The organism is Fictibacillus nanhaiensis (assembly GCF_042686385.1).
Lineage (GTDB): Bacteria > Bacillota > Bacilli > Bacillales > Fictibacillaceae > Fictibacillus > Fictibacillus nanhaiensis.
Genome location: NZ_JBHUPF010000016.1, coordinates 1 through 14,554, shown reverse-complemented (window position 1 = coordinate 14,554; position 14,554 = coordinate 1). Strand labels below are relative to the sequence as shown.

The following is a 14,554-nucleotide window of genomic DNA, read 5'->3' as shown; positions in this document are numbered from 1 at the left end:
TGTTGAACATGCATGATGAAATTTTAGAAACACTTATTTCCGAAGAAGCTATTCAAAACAAGATCAAAGAACTTGGAAAAGAGCTATCTGTGGAATATAAGGAACGCTTTCCATTGGTGGTCGGGGTTTTAAAAGGTGCTCTACCTTTTATGGCAGACTTGATCAAACGTATGGATATCCATCTTGAGATCGATTTAATGGCAGTGTCCAGCTATGGTGCATCTACCGTTTCTTCTGGTCAAGTTAAAATTGTTAAAGATTTAGATACTTCCTTAGAAGGTCGAGACGTTATCATTGTAGAAGATATTATTGACAGTGGTTTAACGCTCAGCTATCTCGTTCAACTGTTTAAGGCACGTAAAGCAAAATCGGTTAAGATCGTCACTTTGCTGGATAAGCCTACAGGACGTAAGGTTGATATCGCACCAGATCTTGCCGGCTTCATCGTTCCAGATGCTTTTGTTGTTGGTTATGGATTGGACTACATCGAGAGATACCGTAACTTGCCTTACATTGGCGTTTTAAAGCCAGAGATCTACGAAAAGAAAGAATAGAAAACCGCATAAGATTTGATTGTTCGCCTAAGGAGGTAAGGAATGAATCGCATCTTCCGTAATACTATATTTTATTTATTAATCTTTTTAGTTGTGGTTGGAGTTGTCAGCTTTTTTAACGGCAACAACAACGAAGTCAAAGAAATTCGTTATGACCAGCTGACTAAGTACATCGAATCAGGCAAAGTGGAAAGCATCGTTTACCAGCCTGAAGGTGGCGTATACGTTGTCCGTGGACAGCTTGAAGGAGCTAAAGAAGGAGAAGTATTCCAAACGAATGCTCCCCTAACTGGCAACACATTGGCTGAGATTGAAAAACTGGCTAAATCTTCAAACGTTGAATTTAAACAGCAAGAGCAGACGAGTGGCTGGGTGACGTTCTTCACCTCAATAATTCCGTTTGTCATTATCTTTATCTTATTCTTCTTCTTGCTTAACCAAGCGCAAGGCGGCGGAAGCCGAGTAATGAACTTTGGTAAGAGTAAAGCCAAACTTTACAACGAAGAAAAGAAAAAGGTTACGTTTAAGGACGTAGCTGGTGCTGATGAAGAGAAACAAGAGCTTGTTGAAGTAGTTGAATTCTTAAAAGATCCACGTAAGTTTTCTGCTCTAGGTGCACGTATTCCAAAAGGTGTTCTTTTAGTAGGACCTCCGGGTACTGGTAAAACACTTCTTGCGCGTGCAGTAGCAGGAGAAGCTGGCGTTCCGTTCTTCTCGATCTCAGGTTCTGATTTCGTTGAGATGTTCGTCGGTGTCGGTGCATCACGTGTTCGTGACTTGTTTGAAAATGCTAAGAAAAACGCACCTTGTATCATTTTCATCGATGAGATTGATGCAGTAGGTCGTCAGCGTGGAGCTGGTCTTGGCGGAGGTCATGACGAGCGTGAGCAAACACTTAACCAATTGCTAGTTGAGATGGATGGTTTCGGTGCTAATGAAGGGATTATCATTATCGCGGCTACCAACCGTGCAGATATTCTAGATCCAGCTCTTCTTCGTCCGGGACGTTTTGACCGTCAAATTCCGGTTAACCGCCCAGATGTAAAAGGACGTGAAGAAGTACTTCAAGTGCATGCGCGCAACAAGCCGCTTGCAGAAGACGTTAACTTGAAAACGATCGCGATGCGTACTCCAGGTTTCTCTGGTGCGGATCTTGAGAACTTATTGAATGAAGCGGCGTTAGTTGCTGCCCGTTCAGATAAGAAAAAGATCGATATGGATGACGTTGATGAAGCGATCGACCGTGTCATTGCAGGACCTGCGAAAAAGAGCCGTGTCATTTCTGAAAAAGAAAAGAACATTGTGGCTTACCATGAAGCAGGTCACACCGTTATCGGTCTAGTTCTAGAAGGAGCTGACACTGTTCATAAAGTTACCGTTGTCCCTCGTGGTCAAGCAGGTGGTTACACAGTAATGCTTCCGAAAGAAGATCGTTACTTTATGACAAAACCTGAACTAGAAGATAAGATCGTTGGACTTCTTGGAGGCCGCGTGGCTGAAGAGATCACATTCCAAGAAGTTAGTACGGGAGCTCATAATGACTTCCAGCGTGCGACTGGAATCGCTCGCCGCATGGTTACAGAGTTTGGTATGAGTGAACGTCTAGGACCGATGCAATTCGGTTCATCACAAGGCGGTCAAGTCTTCTTAGGAAGAGACTTCAATAACGAGCAAAACTATAGTGATGCAATCGCGCATGAGATCGATTTAGAAGTTCAACGTATCATAAAAGAATCTTACGAGCGTTGTCGCCAGATTCTTACGGAGCACAATTCTAAGTTAGAGATCATCGCACAAACGTTGTTATCTGTAGAAACGCTTGACGAAGAACAAATCAAAGAACTCGTTAAAACAGGTAAACTACCTGACAGAAAAACGATTTCTAATCCATCTGATGATGTTAAAGTAACACTTAACAAAAAAGATGAAGAGCCAAAACAAGATTAATTTTTAAAAGGACACCTCAGAGATGAGGTGTCCTTTTTTGATGTGCTTTGCTATTTTTTTGGGAGAGAGGCTAATTTCCGCTGCAGGACTCGCTTTCCGCAGGGTGTGCGGTGAGCCCATTCGCCGCTTTGCGTCATTGAATGGTCTCACCTGTCCCACTCATCCTGCAGGAGTCTCGCCCTTCCGCTCCAATTAGCTATTGGATGAAGGTTTTGTAGGTATCCTCTGTGTAACACTTCTTTTTGAATGAAAGTTGTGAAACTCTCCTGAAAGAGCAATAGAATTTACCCTTATCTTTTAGTATTCTTTTTGTTCATTTTTCTTCACCGACAAGTTGATTGGAGTGAAAGGTGCGAGACTCCTGCGGGACAGGTGGGCGGGTGAGACACTTATACGTGAAACGTACGAATGTGGCTCACCGCCTGCCCCGCGGAATGCGAGTATCTGTAACGGAAATCAACCACTTTCACTGACCACTAGAATAAGCGAAAAATTCCCAGTAAGCCGCCTTGCTTTACTCCTATACGTTTTATGTTATAACTATTATAGAAACTTAAGATAAGAAGCGGGGACAAATTCCATGATTTTTGTGTTTGATGTCGGAAATACGAATATTGTTTTAGGACTCTACGAGAATGATGAACTGAAACATCATTGGAGAATTCATACATCACGTGAAAAAACAGAAGATGAGTATGGCATGCTGATACTCGATCTGTTCCGCCACGTTAATATTCATAAAGAGCAGATTGAAGGTATCATCATATCTTCGGTTGTTCCACCAATCATGTTTGCCTTAGAGCGCATGTGTGTGAAATATTTTAACCAACGCCCGATAGTAGTGGGGCCAGGGATCAAAACAGGTCTAAATATTAAATACGAAAACCCAAGAGAAGTCGGAGCAGACCGAATTGTAAATGCGGTTGCTGCAATTCATGAATATGATGCACCATTGATCATCGTTGATTTTGGTACAGCCACTACGTATTGTTACATCAATGAAAACAAACAGTATATGGGTGGGGCCATCGCGCCGGGTATCAATATCTCTACAGAGGCTCTTTATACGAAAGCGGCCAAATTACCGCGTATTGAGATCGCTAAGCCTGAGGGTGTGATCGGGAAGAATACGGTTAATGCCATGCAAGCGGGTATTCTCTATGGATATGTAGGACAAGTAGAGGGTATTGTAAAAAGGATGAAAGAACAGTCTGAGGTTGAACCGAAAGTGATTGCGACCGGCGGACTTGCGAATTTAATTGCTGCGGAAAGCAACGTAATCGATCATGTTGATCCGTTTTTAACATTAAAAGGTCTATTGTTGATATACGATAAAAATAAGAATGATTAAAGGATGAGTTTTAATGAATGATTATTTAATAAAGGCCCTTGCTTGTGATGGGCAGATCCGCGCTTATGCGATCTCTTCTACTGAGATGGTAAGTGAAGGACAGAGAAGACATGACACATGGCCAACTGCTTCAGCTGCATTAGGAAGAGCGATGACTGCATCAACCATGATGGGTATGATGCTAAAAGGTGAAAACAACAGTATAACGGTGAAGATTGAAGGCGGCGGTCCAATCGGAGTGATCATCGTAGATAGCAACACAAAAGGTGAGACACGTGGTTATGTAACGAACCCACATACTCATTTTGAGCTGAACAGCAAAGGAAAACTGGATGTAGCAAGAGCGGTAGGTAAAGATGGATACTTATCCGTTTTAAAAGATATCGGAATGCGTGAAAAATTCACAGGACAAGTACCGATGGTTTCAGGGGAATTAGGAGAGGACTTCACGTATTACTTTGCTTCTTCTGAACAGGTGCCTTCTGCAGTAGGTGTTGGCGTTCTAGTGAATCCGGATAATTCGATCAAAGCGTCAGGCGGTTTTATCGTACAAGTGATGCCGAATGCTTCGGATGCAATCGTTGATTTACTTGAAGAAAGAATAAACGCGATTCCTCCGATTTCTCGATTGATCGAAAAAGGAATGACACCAGAAGAAATCTTATTTGAGCTTTTAGGGGAAGACCAAGTCCAAATCCTTGAGAAATCTCCTGTACGTTTTCAGTGCACGTGCTCACATGAGCGTTTTGGACAGGCGATCGTAAGTCTAGGAGAACAAGAAATCTCAGATATTATAGAAGAAGATGGCCAAGCTGAAACGAACTGTCAATTCTGCAACGCCACTTATATCTTTACAAAAGAAGAACTTCAAACCTTGCTTGATCAAGCAAAAGCGTAAACCCGGACTTTTCTCCGGGTTTTGTTTTATACATGAAATAAAAGTATCTGCGTACCATGGTAATAGTTGACTTTCGTATGCAATAAAATTGACAGAGTATTTCCAGTGTTGCTACAATTAATCCAATAAAAATACTCGGTTTTAGGAGTGATGGCAAATGGCAAGAGTGGCACAATCGATCACAGATCTGATCGGTCAAACCCCTGTAGTGAAACTAAATCGCATCACATCAGAAGATATGGCAGATGTTTACCTGAAGTTAGAGTTCATGAACCCGGGAAGCAGTGTAAAAGATCGCATCGCATTAGCGATGATTGAAGATGCAGAGAAAAGCGGAAAATTAAAAGCAGAAGATACGATCGTTGAACCGACTAGTGGTAACACAGGAATAGGTTTAGCGATGGTGGCTGCAGCAAAAGGATACAAAACAGTCCTTGTCATGCCTGAAACGATGAGTTTAGAAAGAAGAAATCTACTGAGAGCTTATGGAGCTGATCTTGTACTCACTCCTGGACCAGAGGGAATGGGCGGAGCGATTAGAAAAGCTGAAGAGCTAGCAAAAGAAAAAGGCTACTTCATGCCACAACAGTTTAAAAACGAAGCGAACTCTGCCATCCATCGAAACACGACAGGTCAGGAGATTGTCTCACAATTCCCAGATGGACTTGATGCATTTGTTTCTGGAATCGGCACGGGCGGAACCATTACAGGTGCAGGTCAGGTCTTAAAAGAAAAATATCCAGAGATCAAGATTTACGCGGTTGAACCGACTGATTCTCCTGTATTATCTGGTGGAAAACCAGGACCGCACAAGATACAAGGAATCGGAGCAGGTTTTGTTCCCGATATCTTAAAAACAGACATCTACGATGAAGTGTTGACCATCTTAAACGATGAAGCTTTCGAATGGGCAAGAAAAGCAGCACGTGAGGAAGGACTTTTAGGCGGAATCTCATCAGGTGCAGCGATCTCAGCAGCATTAAAAGTCGCTAAGAAGCTAGGCAAAGGCAAAAAGGTGCTAGCGATTATTCCAAGTAACGGTGAACGCTATTTGAGTACACCGTTGTATCAATTTGAAGACTAATCATTTTGCGGGCTCCCTATTGGGGGCTTTTTCTTTTCTCTAAATGCTATGTATGTACTCATAAAAACACCGTTGACTAGTTGATTGGAGTGAAAGGTGCGAGACTCCTGCGGGACAAGCGGTCAGGTGAGACACTTAAGAGTGAAACGTTCGAATGTGGCTCACCGCCTGCCCCGTGGAAAGCGAGCACCTGAAACGGAGATCAGCAACAGAGAATCAACTCTAAAAAAGGAGATAAAACCCATGTAAATGCAGGAAATTGGGAGAAAGATGTGCCAAAGTGAAACACCTCATGTACAATGTAAACAGAAGATTTTTGGGAGAGTGACCGTATGGGGATGAACAAAAAATGGCATGTCATGCATTCATGTATACCTCTATCGAAAGAAGAGTGGTTTTATAAGTATAAATCATTAGCGGCAACTGAACCTCGCCACGTTTTGTTGGAGAGCGGAAGAACAGGAAAGTATAGCATCATCGGACTTTCTCCGTTTGCCGAAGTCACTGGAAAACAAGATGTTTTAACAATAAAAACAGATGAAGGCTCGACTGTTTTAAAAGGACCTATATATGAGCAGTTTCAGAACTGGTTCAAAGATTTTGAAGTGGAGCGGATTGAAGGATTGCCGGACTTTACGGGTGGAGCGATCGGGTACTTAAGCTATGATTTAACGCGCGAGTTTGAAAAGCTGCCAGTTACTTCAGAAGATGATCTAGGTCTTCCGGACTTATACTTTTTGCTGTTTAAAGATGTCTTTGTTTATGAACATGAAACGAGTATGTTATGGATCATAACGTTGACTGAAAATAGGGATGACTCGTATAGCAAAGACAAGCTGCGTGCTTTCAAAGAAATGTGGGAAGCACCACTAACTGCTTCTACAGAAGTGGACCAAGAGAATCAGAACTATTCCATAGAAGATTTTAAACACGTTTCTATGACAGAGGATGTTTTTGTAGAGGCGGTTAAAAAGATTCAAAGTTATATTTCTGATGGTGATGTGTTTCAAGTGAATCTCTCTGTTCGTCAGTCAAAGGCGCTACGAACAACTCCATTAAACGTTTATGAAGAATTAAGAAGAATCAACCCATCTCCATATATGAGTTACTTAGAAACGCCAGACTTTCAGCTTGTTAGTGCTTCACCTGAACTTTTGGTGAAGAAGAAAGGCGACCTGATCAGCACGCGTCCGATCGCGGGAACACGACCGCGAGGCAGAACAGAGGAAGAAGATATCGAGCTTGCAAATACGCTGATTCAAAATGAGAAAGAACGAGCGGAACATGTGATGCTCGTCGATCTTGAACGAAACGATCTTGGTAAAGTTTCGGTATATGGAAGTGTGAATGTGGATGAGTTCATGGTGATCGAAAGGTATTCCCACGTGATGCATATCGTCTCGAATGTAGTGGGCATATTACGTTCAGAATTTGATGCGTTCGATTGCATCAAAGCGACATTCCCAGGTGGTACGATCACGGGCGCTCCTAAAGTGAGAACGATGGAGATCATCGAAGAGCTAGAACCTGTTCGTAGAGGTGTGTACACAGGAAGTATCGGCTGGATTGGTTTTAACGGCGATACAGAAATGAATATCGCAATTCGGACGATGGTATGTCAAAATGAAACTGCACACGTTCAAGCGGGTGCAGGTATCGTTATTGACTCCATACCTGAAAGTGAGTACAAAGAAAGTCTAAAAAAAGCAGAGGCGCTGTGGCGTGCCAAAGAGCAGAGTGAGCTCGGGTCAATTTTGGTGTAAGGCAGCACATGAGAGGAGATGAGACGAGATGATTTTAATGATTGATAACTACGATTCTTTTACGTACAACCTCGTTCAGTATTTAGGTGAGATGGGTGAGGAGCTAGTCGTAAAACGTAACGATGAGATAACGATTCAAGAGATTGAACAACTAAATCCCGATTTCTTAATGATTTCACCAGGACCGTGTTCTCCGAATGAAGCAGGTATCTCGCTAGAAGCGATCTCGCATTTTGCAGGAAAGATACCGATTTTCGGAGTCTGTTTAGGTCATCAGTCGATCGCGCAAGTGTTCGGCGGAGACGTGGTGCGTGCAGAACGATTGATGCATGGTAAAGTGTCACCTGTTCTTCATGATGGAAAGACGGTTTATAACGGACTTCCGCAAGAGTTTCCGGCAACGCGCTATCATTCATTGATCGTAAAAAGAGAAACCCTGCCTGATTGTTTTGAGATTTCTTCTTGGACAAGTGAAGGGGAGATCATGGGAATTCGACATAAAGAGCTTCCAATCGAAGGCGTTCAATATCATCCGGAGTCCATACTAACGGAAGACGGAAAGAAATTGCTAAGAAATTTTATTGATTTTTATAAAGGCAAGGAAGTTACATGTACATCTATTTAAACGGAAAAGTAGTTTCCAAAGATGATGCTATGATCTCGCCTTATGATCATGGCTTCATGTATGGATTAGGGGCGTTTGAAACATTTAGAACGTATGATGGTTTTCCTTTTTTAATTCAGGAACACTTGAACCGGCTGCATGAAGCGTTAGACGAGTTGAATATCGGTCTTGATCTTGATGCAGACACGATTATTGAGAATGTGAGGACACTTCTTGCTAAAAATAACATGAGTGACGCTTATTTTAGACTTAATGTATCTGCTGGCGTAGGTGATATCGGATTGCAGACGGAGCCCTATGTGGAACCTGTTGTTATTTTGTACACAAAGCCCCTCGTTGAAACAAGTTCGGTTTCAGAAAAAGAGTTGGTTCTACTCAAAACGAGACGCAATACGCCAGAAGGTGAGAAGCGGCTTAAATCTCATCACTATTTAAATAGCATCTTAGGCAAGAGAGAACTTGCTTCTATAAATCAAGAAGGTGTTTTCCTGACCCAAGATGGTTATATCAGTGAAGGAACCGTGTCGAACCTCTTTTGGTACAGAGATAACAAGCTCTACACCCCTCACACGTCCACAGGGATTTTAGAGGGGATCACAAGAAAATGGGTCATGCATGCATCAGAACAATTGAACATTCCTCTAAAAACGGGGAATTATAATATAGAGACTTTAACGGAAGCGGATGAAGTTTTTCTGACGAACTCGATACAAGAGCTCGTTCCAGTCAGTCATTTTCAAGACACAACGTTTCTTGGGGCTGAAGGTGGGGTGTATCAGAAGTTTAGAGAGCTCTACAAGAACCATACGAAGAAACAGTTTCGAAGTATTTGATGTTTTTTGAAAGGATAGATTCTCCATGCACGAAATGATGCTAAAGCAGCAAAAAGTGAACTGCGGTGAGTACGTACTTGATTTTTCTAAAAAAACATATGTAATGGGCATTCTTAATGTGACGCCAGATTCGTTTTCGGATGGTGGGCATCACAACAGGATCGAACAGGCAATCTCTCATGCGAAACAGATGGTGGAAGACGGTGCTGATCTCATCGACATCGGTGGAGAGTCTACGAGACCTGGTGCAGAGAAAGTGCCGCTCGAACAAGAGCTGGAACGTGTCATTCCTGTAATAGAGGCATTAAGAAAAGAAGTAAACGTGCCTTTATCGATTGATACGTATAAAGCAGAGACTGCCTATCATGCGATAAAAGCAGGTGCTCATATCATCAACGATGTGTGGGGAGCAAAATTTGATCCAGACATGCCAAGGGTGATGGCCGAGACGAATGTGCCGGTCATTCTCATGCATAACCGGTTTGATAGGAACTACCAAGAATTCATGCCCGATCTGATCGCTGATCTTGAGCATAGTATCGCGATTACCGTTAAGGCAGGTGTTAATCCTGACAACATCATTTTAGATCCAGGTGTTGGTTTTGTTAAATCGTTCGAACAAAACCTTGAAACGATTCGGCGACTGAATGAAATTGTGCAGATGGGCTATCCTGTTTTATTAGGAACTTCGCGTAAATCGATGATCGGTAAGGCACTTGATCTGCCAGTTGAAGAGCGGGTAGAAGGAACGGGTGCGACTGTCTGCCTCGGAATTGAACGCGGTTGTTCGATCGTTCGTGTTCATGATGTAAAAGAAATGAGCAGAATGACAAAGATGATGGACATCATGCTCAAAAAAGGAGCAGTGTCTCATGGATAAAATGTATGTGAACGGTATGAAGTTCTATGGCTATCACGGTGTGTTTAAAGAAGAGCAAAAGCTTGGACAGCGTTTTAATGTAGACGTAGTATTATTCATGGACCTTTCCCAAGCAGGACTTACTGATGAGTTAGATCATACGGTCAATTACGGAGAAGTTTACGGAACGGTTAAAGAGATCGTAGAAGGTGAACCTGTTAAGCTTTTAGAAACCTTGGCTGAAGCCATTTCTGCTTCCATACTTGGAAAGTATACTTTGGTTGATGAAGTGATGGTCAAAGTGATCAAACCAGATCCTCCTATTCCTGGGCATTATGAATCGGTAGCTGTAGAGATCACAAGGGGACGGGTATAGATGGCTGGTAACAATATTGCATATCTATCTGTCGGTTCGAACATGGGTGATCGAGAAGGACTACTCAAGCAAGCGATATTTTTAGTAGAAGAGTTTGCTGACATCAGTATCGAATCGGTTTCATCGATCTATGAGACAGATCCTGTAGGTGTGAAGGATCAGCCATTATTCTTAAATTTAGCATTAAAACTCAAAACCTCTCTTTCTCCACAGGCACTTTTGAGTAAACTGCAAGACGTAGAGTTGAAACTAGACCGGAAAAGGGTTCAAAAATGGGGACCGCGAACAATAGACCTTGACATTTTATTGTATAATAGTGTAAGTATACAGACGGAAGAGTTAACGATTCCGCACCCACGTATGCTTGAAAGGGCGTTTGTTCTCATACCTCTATGTGAAATTGCTCCAGATGATATCTACCCGGATGAAGTAATTTCGTTACATCAAGTCCTTTGCGAACAAAGAGATAAAGAAGGTGTACGCATATGGAAGAAGACCGACTGGGAAGACGCATCCGTGCGTTCAGAAAGTTAAAAGGTTATACCCAAGAACAACTTGCTAAAGACATCGGAATCTCAGTTTCGGTTCTTGGCGAGGTGGAAAGGGGCAGCCGAAAGCCTAAAGGAGATCTGCTTCACAAGATTGCAGATCAATTCAGCATTAACGTAGAAGAATTACAATAAGAGAATCGATATATAAGGCCAGTAAGAGGAACGAGGTGATTGTTAACTTGAAAATCGGTGATATTACATTAAAGAATCCGGTAGTTCTAGCGCCGATGGCTGGTGTGTGTAATCCTGCTTTCCGATTGATCGCAAAAGAGTTCGGAGCCGGGCTCGTCTGTGCAGAGATGGTAAGTGACAAAGGGATTCTGCATGAGAACGAAAGATCTTTAAAGATGCTTTATGTAGATGAACGCGAAAAACCACTCAGTCTTCAAATTTTTGGGGGCGAGCGTGAATCATTAGTGGCTGCTGCTAAATACGTTGATAAGAATACGAACGCAGACATTATTGATATCAATATGGGTTGCCCGGTTCCTAAGATCACAAAATGTGATGCAGGAGCAAAGTGGCTGCTCGATCCAGACAAGATCTACGAGATGGTAGCAGCTACGGTTGATGCGGTCCAAAAACCGGTAACTGTTAAAATGCGTATCGGCTGGGATGAAGATCATATCTATGCTGTGAAGAACGCGCAAGCTGTTGAACGTGCAGGCGGGGCCGCTGTTGCTGTTCACGGCCGTACGCGTGTTCAGATGTATGAAGGAGTAGCGGATTGGGACATCATCGGCGAAGTGAAGAAGAACGTATCGATTCCGGTTATCGGTAATGGTGATGTCTCTTCTCCTCAAGAAGCGAAAGACCGCATGGACCAATACGGAGTAGACGGGGTTATGATCGGAAGAGCAGCACTCGGCAACCCTTGGATGCTTTATCGCACTGTTCAATATCTAGAGAGCGGGATCATCGCGCCAGAACCTACTGCACGAGAAAAGATGAACATCTGCATGCTGCATATGGATCGTTTGATCGACCTAAAAGGTGAAGATGTTGCAGCAAGAGAGATGAGGAAGCATGCCGCTTGGTATCTTAAAGGCTTGCCTCAAACCGGTTCTGTTCGAAACGCGATCAACCAGATGACTACTCGTGAAGGTATGAATAAACTATTGTTTGATTATGTGGATCAATTAGAAGAAGTACAAAAAATCAGCTGACACTAGCAACATACAGCCAGATCATCAGATGACTGGCTGTTGTTTGCTTAAAGACAACAGATTCAGCATCCGGTGTTTTTCTTTATTATAATGGAGGAGGAATAGCTTATGGCTATGCTCAAACTCACCCAAGAAGGCACCAGGAACTTAGAAAAAGAACTACAATACCTATTAAAACGTAAAAAGCAATGCCGAAACACATCAGAAAAGGAATTCATTCATAAGCGGGTATTTGAGATAAAAGATATTTTAGCTCAATCCATCATATGGCCGATGGTCAGAGAAGCGGGTTACTATGTAGAACCCGGTTCTACCGTTACGATTGAAGATACCGTCCATAGAGAGCGGTATACGTATACGATCGTCCATCCATTTGAAGCTGATCCTCGCGAAAACATGATCTCGGTAGAATCTCCCATCGCAAAAGCTGCGATTGGAAAAACGGTTCACTCGACTTTTACTGTTCGTGTTCCTTTCGGCGAAGATTTAACTTATACCATACTTGATATACAAAACTGCTAAAAGCTAGGAGTGTTCCCATGAGCCAAGAAGTAGAATTAAATGACTTGCTTCGTGTTAGAAGAGAAAAGTTAACTGCATTAACGGAAAAAGGAGTAGATCCTTTTGGTACTAAGTTTGACCGTACCCATACAGCAGCGGATCTTGTTTCTGAATACGGAGAAAAAGAAAAAGAAGAACTTGATAATGAAGAGATCTCAGTAACTCTTGCGGGTCGTATCATGACAAAACGCGGAAAAGGGAAAGCTGGATTTGCTCATATTCAAGACTTAACGGGTAAGATCCAAATCTATGTAAGATTAGATGCTGTTGGTGATGAGCAATACGAACTATTCAATACCATTGATATCGGTGACTGGGTAGGGGTAACAGGACTTGTCTTTAAAACGAAAGTAGGAGAACTTTCTATTAAAGCGAAAGATTTTCAACTTCTAACAAAATCACTGCGTCCATTACCTGATAAATTTCACGGACTAAAAGACGTTGAACAGCGTTACCGTCAACGTTATGTGGATCTGATCATGAACCCTGAAGTTAAAGATACGTTTATCTCTCGTTCTAAGATCATCCGTTCCATGCGCCGCTATTTAGATGACAATGGTTATTTAGAAGTAGAAACGCCTACCATGCACTCCATTCCTGGTGGAGCATCTGCTCGTCCGTTCATCACGCACCATAATGCACTAGATATGGAGCTTTATATGCGAATCGCAATCGAGCTTCACCTTAAGCGTCTTATCGTAGGTGGACTTGAGAAGGTATACGAGATCGGCCGCGTATTCCGTAATGAAGGAGTATCAACTCGTCATAACCCGGAATTCACGATGATCGAGCTATATGAAGCATACGCAGATTACCTTGATATCATGGAGTTAACGGAAAATCTGGTCGCTCACATCGCAGAAGATGTATTAGGCACAACTACTGTTACGTACGGAGACTATGAAGTAGATCTTAAGCCGCGTTGGAAAAGAGTACACATGGTCGATGCGATTAAAGAAGCAGCTGGCGTAGACTTCTGGCCTGAAATGACAGATGAAGAGGCTCGTGCTCTAGCTAAAGAACACAATGTACCAGTAAAAGACAACATGTCATATGGTCATGTTGTAAATGAATTCTTTGAACACTTTGTAGAAGAAAAACTGATTCAGCCTACATTTGTGTACGGTCACCCAGTTGCAATCTCACCTTTAGCGAAGAAAAATCCTGAGGACCCTCGTTTTACTGATCGTTTTGAGCTATTTATTGTCGGTCGTGAGCATGCCAATGCATTCTCTGAGCTGAATGACCCAATCGATCAGCGCGAACGTTTTGAAGAGCAACTGAAAGAACGTGCTGAAGGTAATGATGAAGCACATATGATGGATGAAGACTTTGTAGAGGCACTTGAATATGGTATGCCTCCTACAGGTGGACTAGGAATCGGAATCGATCGTCTAGTGATGCTGTTAACAAACTCGCCATCTATCCGTGACGTTCTGTTATTCCCGCAAATGCGTCATTCTGAAAAATAATTTAGAATAAAAAGCCAGCTTCGTGCTGGCTTTTTGATTTTATGGGGATGTAAGTATAGGAATCAATAAAAAGAGTATCATAATGAAGGTGTTATTTATTGATTATCATTTCACTATATCTTGTATAAAACATGACGTGCGATCGCTGTATCTTGTATAAGCTTTAAACACTGTATAAAAGCGTATATAAAAGTTATCTTTTTTTCGTAAAAACTATTGTACAAGAGCGAAAATGATGGTATATTATTCTTCGTCGCAAGGAATACTGACGTGTTGATGAGCTTCACATAAACGATTAAAAGTTTTTGAAAAAAGCTGTTGACAACAAGGGTTGCGACATGGTAATCTAATAAAGTCGCCAAAACGAGCGGCTAACAAAAACGAAACAAAAAGTTCTTTGAAAACTGAACAAAAGAAATAGGTAAGGAATTAAGAATTAATTCCGTCAGTTTTAAAAACGAGCAAGACAAACACTTTTATGGAGAGTTTGATCCTGGCTCAGGATGAACGCTGG

Annotated in this window: 15 protein-coding genes; all 15 read left to right on the top strand. The window is 42.2% G+C overall.

Annotated features, from left to right (window positions below):
• Positions 1–8: 8 nt before the first annotated feature.
• The 15 genes from hpt to lysS all read left to right on the top strand — a co-directional run bounded on the left by hpt (position 9) and on the right by lysS (position 14,040).
• A complete protein-coding gene (hpt, locus tag ACFS5O_RS20105; protein WP_066390553.1) occupies positions 9–554 on the top strand; it encodes a hypoxanthine phosphoribosyltransferase in 546 nt (181 codons plus the stop codon).
• A 42-nt stretch (positions 555–596) separates the two neighbouring features.
• On the top strand, positions 597–2,501 hold the full coding sequence (gene ftsH / locus ACFS5O_RS20100) for an ATP-dependent zinc metalloprotease FtsH (RefSeq protein WP_205724263.1): 1,905 nt from the start codon (positions 597–599) through the stop codon (positions 2,499–2,501).
• 580 nt (positions 2,502–3,081) lie between these two features.
• On the top strand, positions 3,082–3,852 hold the full coding sequence (locus tag ACFS5O_RS20095) for a type III pantothenate kinase (RefSeq protein ID WP_153236666.1): 771 nt from the start codon (positions 3,082–3,084) through the stop codon (positions 3,850–3,852).
• Positions 3,853–3,865: 13 nt separating this feature from the next.
• The gene (gene hslO, locus ACFS5O_RS20090) at positions 3,866–4,750 is read left to right on the top strand and encodes an Hsp33 family molecular chaperone HslO (RefSeq protein ID WP_066390564.1); all 885 of its coding nucleotides are present in this window, start codon (positions 3,866–3,868) and stop codon (positions 4,748–4,750) included.
• A 157-nt stretch (positions 4,751–4,907) separates the two neighbouring features.
• Entirely contained in the window at positions 4,908–5,834 is a 927-nt protein-coding gene (gene cysK, locus ACFS5O_RS20085; protein WP_205724264.1) for a cysteine synthase A, read from the top strand.
• Between the two features lie 338 nt (positions 5,835–6,172).
• Positions 6,173–7,597 (top strand): anthranilate synthase component I family protein, encoded by a 1,425-nt coding sequence (locus tag ACFS5O_RS20080; protein WP_205724273.1) that lies wholly within the window; start codon positions 6,173–6,175, stop codon positions 7,595–7,597.
• 28 nt (positions 7,598–7,625) lie between these two features.
• Positions 7,626–8,222 carry an aminodeoxychorismate/anthranilate synthase component II gene (gene pabA / locus ACFS5O_RS20075; protein ID WP_205724265.1) on the top strand — a complete coding sequence of 199 codons (597 nt, stop codon included), beginning with the start codon at positions 7,626–7,628 and terminating at the stop codon, positions 8,220–8,222.
• Positions 8,207–9,055: an aminodeoxychorismate lyase gene (gene pabC, locus ACFS5O_RS20070; protein WP_205724266.1), complete on the top strand. Its 849-nt coding sequence runs from the start codon at positions 8,207–8,209 to the stop codon at positions 9,053–9,055. The genes pabA and pabC overlap by 16 nt, the downstream gene beginning before the upstream one ends.
• Positions 9,056–9,089: 34 nt before the next feature.
• Positions 9,090–9,935 (top strand): dihydropteroate synthase, encoded by an 846-nt coding sequence (folP, locus tag ACFS5O_RS20065; protein ID WP_379839736.1) that lies wholly within the window; start codon positions 9,090–9,092, stop codon positions 9,933–9,935.
• Complete coding sequence (gene folB, locus ACFS5O_RS20060; protein WP_205724267.1) at positions 9,928–10,290, top strand: dihydroneopterin aldolase; 363 nt, start codon at positions 9,928–9,930, stop codon at positions 10,288–10,290. Before folP ends, folB begins: the two co-directional genes overlap by 8 nt.
• Positions 10,291–10,824, top strand: coding sequence for a 2-amino-4-hydroxy-6-hydroxymethyldihydropteridine diphosphokinase (gene folK, locus ACFS5O_RS20055; RefSeq protein WP_205724268.1), 534 nt, complete (start codon positions 10,291–10,293; stop codon positions 10,822–10,824).
• On the top strand, positions 10,776–10,973 hold the full coding sequence (locus ACFS5O_RS20050) for a helix-turn-helix domain-containing protein (RefSeq protein ID WP_153236672.1): 198 nt from the start codon (positions 10,776–10,778) through the stop codon (positions 10,971–10,973). Before folK ends, ACFS5O_RS20050 begins: the two co-directional genes overlap by 49 nt.
• Before the next feature lie 47 nt (positions 10,974–11,020).
• Entirely contained in the window at positions 11,021–12,007 is a 987-nt protein-coding gene (gene dusB / locus ACFS5O_RS20045; protein ID WP_269148772.1) for a tRNA dihydrouridine synthase DusB, read from the top strand.
• Between the two features lie 108 nt (positions 12,008–12,115).
• On the top strand, positions 12,116–12,529 hold the full coding sequence (locus ACFS5O_RS20040) for a GreA/GreB family elongation factor (protein WP_205724269.1): 414 nt from the start codon (positions 12,116–12,118) through the stop codon (positions 12,527–12,529).
• Between the two features lie 17 nt (positions 12,530–12,546).
• The gene (lysS, locus tag ACFS5O_RS20035) at positions 12,547–14,040 is read left to right on the top strand and encodes a lysine--tRNA ligase (RefSeq protein WP_205724270.1); all 1,494 of its coding nucleotides are present in this window, start codon (positions 12,547–12,549) and stop codon (positions 14,038–14,040) included.
• The last annotated feature ends 514 nt before the right edge of the window (positions 14,041–14,554 follow it).

What these genes read in the sequence shown, in the direction of transcription:
- pabA (WP_205724265.1), top strand. Translation starts at nt 7,626, where the DNA reads ATGATTTTAATGATTGATAACTACGATTCTTTTACGTACAACCTCGTT.
- ACFS5O_RS20050 (WP_153236672.1), top strand. Translation starts at nt 10,776, where the DNA reads ATGGAAGAAGACCGACTGGGAAGACGCATCCGTGCGTTCAGAAAGTTA.
- hslO (WP_066390564.1), top strand. Translation starts at nt 3,866, where the DNA reads ATGAATGATTATTTAATAAAGGCCCTTGCTTGTGATGGGCAGATCCGC.
- folK (WP_205724268.1), top strand. Translation starts at nt 10,291, where the DNA reads ATGGCTGGTAACAATATTGCATATCTATCTGTCGGTTCGAACATGGGT.
- ACFS5O_RS20040 (WP_205724269.1), top strand. Translation starts at nt 12,116, where the DNA reads ATGGCTATGCTCAAACTCACCCAAGAAGGCACCAGGAACTTAGAAAAA.
- folB (WP_205724267.1), top strand. Translation starts at nt 9,928, where the DNA reads ATGGATAAAATGTATGTGAACGGTATGAAGTTCTATGGCTATCACGGT.
- ACFS5O_RS20095 (WP_153236666.1), top strand. Translation starts at nt 3,082, where the DNA reads ATGATTTTTGTGTTTGATGTCGGAAATACGAATATTGTTTTAGGACTC.
- folP (WP_379839736.1), top strand. Translation starts at nt 9,090, where the DNA reads ATGATGCTAAAGCAGCAAAAAGTGAACTGCGGTGAGTACGTACTTGAT.
- cysK (WP_205724264.1), top strand. Translation starts at nt 4,908, where the DNA reads ATGGCAAGAGTGGCACAATCGATCACAGATCTGATCGGTCAAACCCCT.
- ftsH (WP_205724263.1), top strand. Translation starts at nt 597, where the DNA reads ATGAATCGCATCTTCCGTAATACTATATTTTATTTATTAATCTTTTTA.
- lysS (WP_205724270.1), top strand. Translation starts at nt 12,547, where the DNA reads ATGAGCCAAGAAGTAGAATTAAATGACTTGCTTCGTGTTAGAAGAGAA.
- ACFS5O_RS20080 (WP_205724273.1), top strand. Translation starts at nt 6,173, where the DNA reads ATGAACAAAAAATGGCATGTCATGCATTCATGTATACCTCTATCGAAA.
- hpt (WP_066390553.1), top strand. Translation starts at nt 9, where the DNA reads ATGCATGATGAAATTTTAGAAACACTTATTTCCGAAGAAGCTATTCAA.
- pabC (WP_205724266.1), top strand. Translation starts at nt 8,207, where the DNA reads ATGTACATCTATTTAAACGGAAAAGTAGTTTCCAAAGATGATGCTATG.